The 4782-nt window shown below is 47.4% G+C and carries 10 protein-coding genes; 4 read left to right on the top strand and 6 right to left on the bottom strand.

All coding sequences use genetic code 11. From position 1 onward, the window contains the following. Positions 1-463: 463 nt before the first annotated feature. From QUA90_RS30035 to QUA90_RS30010, 6 genes are all read right to left on the bottom strand, one after another. On the bottom strand, positions 464-586 hold the full coding sequence (locus QUA90_RS30035) for a photosystem II reaction center protein J (RefSeq protein WP_006635506.1): 123 nt from the start codon (positions 584-586) through the stop codon (positions 464-466). A gap of 72 nt (positions 587-658) precedes the next feature. Further along, complete coding sequence (locus tag QUA90_RS30030; protein WP_015176850.1) at positions 659-781, bottom strand: photosystem II reaction center protein L; 123 nt, start codon at positions 779-781, stop codon at positions 659-661. A 9-nt stretch (positions 782-790) separates the two neighbouring features. Then, on the bottom strand, positions 791-928 hold the full coding sequence (gene psbF / locus QUA90_RS30025; protein ID WP_006635504.1) for a cytochrome b559 subunit beta: 138 nt from the start codon (positions 926-928) through the stop codon (positions 791-793). Between the two features lie 20 nt (positions 929-948). Then, positions 949-1197 carry a cytochrome b559 subunit alpha gene (psbE, locus tag QUA90_RS30020; RefSeq protein ID WP_006635503.1) on the bottom strand — a complete coding sequence of 83 codons (249 nt, stop codon included), beginning with the start codon at positions 1195-1197 and terminating at the stop codon, positions 949-951. A gap of 56 nt (positions 1198-1253) precedes the next feature. Then, positions 1254-2267 (bottom strand): photosynthesis system II assembly factor Ycf48, encoded by a 1014-nt coding sequence (locus QUA90_RS30015; protein ID WP_333323362.1) that lies wholly within the window; start codon positions 2265-2267, stop codon positions 1254-1256. Next, entirely contained in the window at positions 2254-2589 is a 336-nt protein-coding gene (locus tag QUA90_RS30010; RefSeq protein ID WP_333323360.1) for a rubredoxin, read from the bottom strand. Before QUA90_RS30010 ends, QUA90_RS30015 begins: the two co-directional genes overlap by 14 nt. Positions 2590-2751: 162 nt before the next feature. Between QUA90_RS30010 and ndhC the strand changes: the two genes are divergently transcribed. The 4 genes from ndhC to QUA90_RS29990 all read left to right on the top strand — a co-directional run. Then, positions 2752-3114 carry a photosynthetic/respiratory NAD(P)H-quinone oxidoreductase subunit C gene (gene ndhC / locus QUA90_RS30005; protein WP_006635500.1) on the top strand — a complete coding sequence of 121 codons (363 nt, stop codon included), beginning with the start codon at positions 2752-2754 and terminating at the stop codon, positions 3112-3114. After that, positions 3105-3830, top strand: a complete 726-nt coding sequence (ndhK, locus tag QUA90_RS30000; protein WP_333084553.1) for a photosynthetic/respiratory NAD(P)H-quinone oxidoreductase subunit K — start codon at positions 3105-3107, stop codon at positions 3828-3830. The genes ndhC and ndhK overlap by 10 nt, the downstream gene beginning before the upstream one ends. Then, positions 3823-4326, top strand: a complete 504-nt coding sequence (locus QUA90_RS29995; RefSeq protein ID WP_333223573.1) for an NAD(P)H-quinone oxidoreductase subunit J — start codon at positions 3823-3825, stop codon at positions 4324-4326. The genes ndhK and QUA90_RS29995 overlap by 8 nt, the downstream gene beginning before the upstream one ends. Before the next feature lie 146 nt (positions 4327-4472). Further along, the coding region (locus QUA90_RS29990) for a hypothetical protein (protein ID WP_333448752.1) at positions 4473-4782 on the top strand (310 nt) is incomplete at its 3' end.

Here is a 4782-nt window from a genome sequence, read left to right as displayed (position 1 = left end):
TTATCATTATTATTCACTTAGATTTCTATACAAAGAGGTATTGACAAAATATACTCCCTTCTAACTTGTTACGAATGCTCTCTTAGTGATCGTCGGCTAATGGCGATCGATTTTGGGGTTATTGGTGAACCCGCAATGCCAGCAGTTGATTGAGCAAATCTCCACCCAACCACCAAAAATCCCCATCTGACAACGCCGGATTAAATTCTCATATCAACTCCGCTAGCATCGGAATTGTAAAATCGAATTAACAGTCAATACTCAACTATCATTCAGTTTTTCGACCCCGAGTTAACAGTCAACAGTCAACAATAATTCCGGTGCCACCGGAACTTATATCATAAACTGGCCAAAAAATTCACACTATCGATAACAGTTATCCCCCATTTACCAACACAATTTGCATAATTAAAACCCCCCTTGAAAAAGGGGGGTTTTAAGCCGAAAATCAGCTTGATTCTTCTTACATCGAAGAACCCAAACCGGCATAAGCACCGTAGAAGAAAAGACTCACAATGCTGAGAACACCGAGGCCTGCAACAGTAGCTACCAGCCACAAAGGAATTCTGCCACTTTCACTAAACATAGCCATCACCTCACTAATTTACAGCTAAACAAATTCGACGATCGAACTATCGAAAGCAAACTCAGACACCAGTTAATTAAAGAAATAACTGGAAAACAAAATACCCAAAACAAAAATCAGCAACAAACCCAAATACAAAGAAGTCCGGTTTAACTCAACAGGCTGCTCGTTGGGATTAGGAACGCGCTCAGGCATTGTAAACTCCTATCGTTGAATAAATTGCATTGCTGCGATCGCGCCCAAAAAGAAAATTGTTGGGACACCTAAAGTATGAACTGCCAACCAGCGCACCGTAAAAATCGGATACGAAATTGGCTCATTATTTGGGGTTCTGCTCGTCATTTTTCCAAATCCTTGTTAAATTACTTGGCAATGAACTGATCTACTTGTTTCTTAGCTTCAAAGCGATCCGAAATAATCGGCACTTCTTCCCGCTGCGGTGTGAAATACTGGTTAGGGCGAGGAGTTCCGAAAGCATCGTAAGCCAAACCCGTTTGCACAAACAGCCATCCAGCAATAAACAAAGCCGGAATGGTGATGCTGTGAATTACCCAATAACGGATACTTGTAATAATGTCCCCAAACGGACGTTCTCCAGTTGTACCAGCCATTTAGAATCCTCCTTTCAACAACAAATTGACAGACAATCTCTATTACTATTCTACTATCAAGCAGCTTGCGCTGAACCTTGATATTTAAGTAGAGTACCGCTCGCGCCGATCACAAATCCGCGATCGGGGCCCATAAAGACAATCCTGTAAAAATTAGCGGGAACATCTTCTACTTCGCGGTCTTTTAGCCAAGTTTTCCCGCCGTCCAAACTGCACAGCAAATTGCCGCCGCCACCGGCTACCCAAACTTCATTATCAGTCCGGTAAGCCATGTCCAGCAAACCCCAACTCGCCTTGCGATCGGGAAAAAACGGTTTTCCCCAACCTTCAGGATTGGACGGGTCGCTAAACTGAATCTGACCGCCGCGGGCGAGCATCCACAAACGCCCATCCTTGGTAAAGCCCATATTTTGCAAGCGGCGAGAACTATTGCGGTTGTGAGGTTCCCAAGCTTCTTGTCCTGGTTTCCACACCGAGTAGAAATTGCCCTTTGAGGAAACCGCAACATACTGCCCGTTTTCAGAACGGTTGATATTGCGAACTACCCCAAAAGAATCCTGCACGACAGCTTTCCAATTTTTGCCGCCGTCAGAAGTCCGGTAAATCGCCCCGACATCGGTCGTCATCTCGGCAGAATTCGGGCCCAAAGCCGCGATCGTACTCGGAGAACCGGGCAACTGAGAGCTCAAAGCAATCCGCGTCCAAGACTTGCCCTCATCTTCTGTATGGAGCAAAACAGAAGGCTGGCCGACAATCCAGCCTTCGGAACCCGAAAAACTCACCGATGCAAAACGCGACCTCGGATCGTCGATATCCAGTGCTACAGGCTTCCAGCTAGTACCACCGTCGAGCGTTTCGAGCAGAGTCGCCTCAGAACCCACAACCCAGCCGTGCTGAGGATTGCCCGTAAAGGCAATATCCTGCAAATTAGCTTCCGTCGGCAAGGAAATCACTTGCCAGGGGTTGTAACTCACAGAACCGATGGTGCTGCAACTCGTACAGATGAGCGCAGCCGCCAATAACATTACAATTCGTTGCCAAAATCTCACAATCGTTTTACTGCAAACCATACATACTAAGTAACAACAAGAAACCAACGACCAAGCCGCCAAAAATCAGCAAACTTTTCTGACCTTCGGTCATGCCGTTGACACCGACACCGTAGCGCTGATTTGCCTTAAATCCCGATACCCCTTCCTGCTGACCGAGATTTTGAAACACCGACTTGCGCGCCCCGCAAACGGGACAGACCCAAGTTTGGGGCAAATCTTCAAAAGCCGTGCCAGGGGCAATGTCATTTTTAGGATTCCCTTTTTTCGGATCGTAGACGTAGCCGCAGGCGCGGCACTCGTGCCGATCGAGGGTTTTGGTTTCAGTGGCTCGATCGCTCATAGCTCAAAAAGAGTAGGTAAGCTAATCTTAAAATATACATTAAAAATTATTGCAGAAGATGGAGGATTAATCTCAACTAACTCGTAATTTTAGCTACCCAAAATCTATATAATGTAACAGACAAGTTACAGAACCCTTTCACCTAGGCAGTAATTATTCACCGTGTTTGCACTCAGCGGCTACGAGTATTTCTTAGGCTTCCTGTTAATTTCCAGCCTAGTCCCTATCCTCGCCCTCACGGCGTCTAAGGTACTGCGGCCCAAAAGTCGTCCCTACGACCGACGCACTACCTACGAATCTGGCGTCGAGCCGATCGGCGGAGCCTGGATTCAGTTCAACATCAGATATTATATGTTCGCGCTAGTCTTCGTCATCTTCGACGTAGAGACCGTCTTCCTCTATCCTTGGGCGGTTGCTTTCAACCAGCTAGGACTGTTGGCTTTCATCGAAGCCTTGTTTTTTATCACGATCCTCGTTATTGCTCTTGTCTATGCATGGCGCAAAGGAGCCTTGGAATGGTCTTAAGTTCTGACAAATCACAAAAACCTCTAATTGTCAACCCCGCTATTCGCCCTGAAGTCACATCCGAATTATCAGAGAACGTCATCCTAACTACGGTTGATGACCTCTACAATTGGGCGAGACTTTCGAGCCTGTGGCCGCTGCTTTACGGTACCGCTTGCTGCTTCATCGAATTTGCAGCTTTGATCGGATCGCGCTTCGACTTCGACAGATTCGGCTTAGTACCGCGATCGAGTCCCCGGCAAGCCGACCTGATCATCACCGCCGGCACAATTACCATGAAGTACGCCCCCATCTTGGTGCGGCTGTACGAACAAATGCCGGAACCCAAATACGTGATCGCGATGGGTGCTTGCACCATCACCGGCGGAATGTTCAGCGTAGACTCCACGACAGCAGTCAGAGGCGTTGACAAACTGATTCCCGTAGACGTGTACATCCCCGGCTGTCCCCCTCGCCCAGAAGCGATTATTGACGCAATTATCAAACTGCGGAAAAAAATCGCCAACGATTCCATGCAAGAACGGGCCAATTTGCTCCCAACCCACCGCTACTACACCAGACCCCACAAAATGAAGGTAGTAGACGACATTTTGGACGGCAAATATTTGTCAGTTCCCGGCCGGATGGCGCCACCGAAAGAATTGACCGAAGCAATGGGAATGCCAGTACCGCCGGCTTTGCTTGCAGGACAAAAACAGGAGGTAAACCGTGGCTGAGACAGAAACCTCAATTGTTGAAGCCGGGAAGGTTTCCCAGTGGTTGACTCAGAATGGCTTTGAACACGAAGCTTTAGCGGCCGATAATTTGGGCGTGGAGATATTAAAGGTCGATCGAGACTTCTTAATTCCGATGTCAACAGCACTGTATGCCTACGGGTTTAATTATATGCAGTGCCAGTGCGCCTACGACCAAGGGCCGGGAGAAGATTTAGTCAGCGTCTACCACTTGGCTAAGCTGACAGATAATGCTTCCCATCCCGAAGAAGTCCGCGTCAAAGTATTCATCCCCCGCGACGATCCGAGAGTGCCATCAGTCTACTGGATTTGGAAAGCGGCCGACTTTCAAGAGCGGGAATCCTACGATATGTACGGCATTGTCTACGAAGGACATCCGAATCTGAAACGGATTTTGATGAACGAAGATTGGGTAGGCTGGCCACTGCGGAAAGATTACATTTCCCCTGATTTCTACGAATTGCAAGACGCTTATTAAGGGAGTTTTGCGAGGGCGGGTTTAGAGCATAAAATTTGACTTTTGCAGTCAACTTTTATGCACCCACCCGCCCTCTGTTTTTTTAATCTATTGCTGTAGGGCGATGTTTTGTGATGTTCTTACTCTAAGAATTATAATACCTTCGCATGACCTCAAACCCAAGTCGCAGACTCATTAATGATATTGAAGCTCTTCTGGCGACAAGCGCAAGCCTATTTGCGTCAGAAGGTTCCGTGCGTCAGGTGGCTATCCTAGCAAATGCAGAGTATAGTATCGACTGGTGTCGGGAAGAATTCGGCCAAGACATTTACCACCTCTATCTTCAAGTTCCTGATTGCCTTTACTCGGAAATTTCTGACGAGATTGAGGTATATGAAAATCGTAACCGTTCAGGGGGTGCGCCTGTGGCGCACCACCCCAAGAGGAGTTTAAGTATCAATATGTTGGAGAGCCGTT

Source organism: Microcoleus sp. D3_18_C4 (assembly GCF_036702355.1).
Classification (GTDB): Bacteria; Cyanobacteriota; Cyanobacteriia; order Cyanobacteriales; family Microcoleaceae; genus Microcoleus.
Note: the sequence above shows the minus strand (reverse complement) of the source record. Positions and strands in the feature narration are given on the sequence as shown.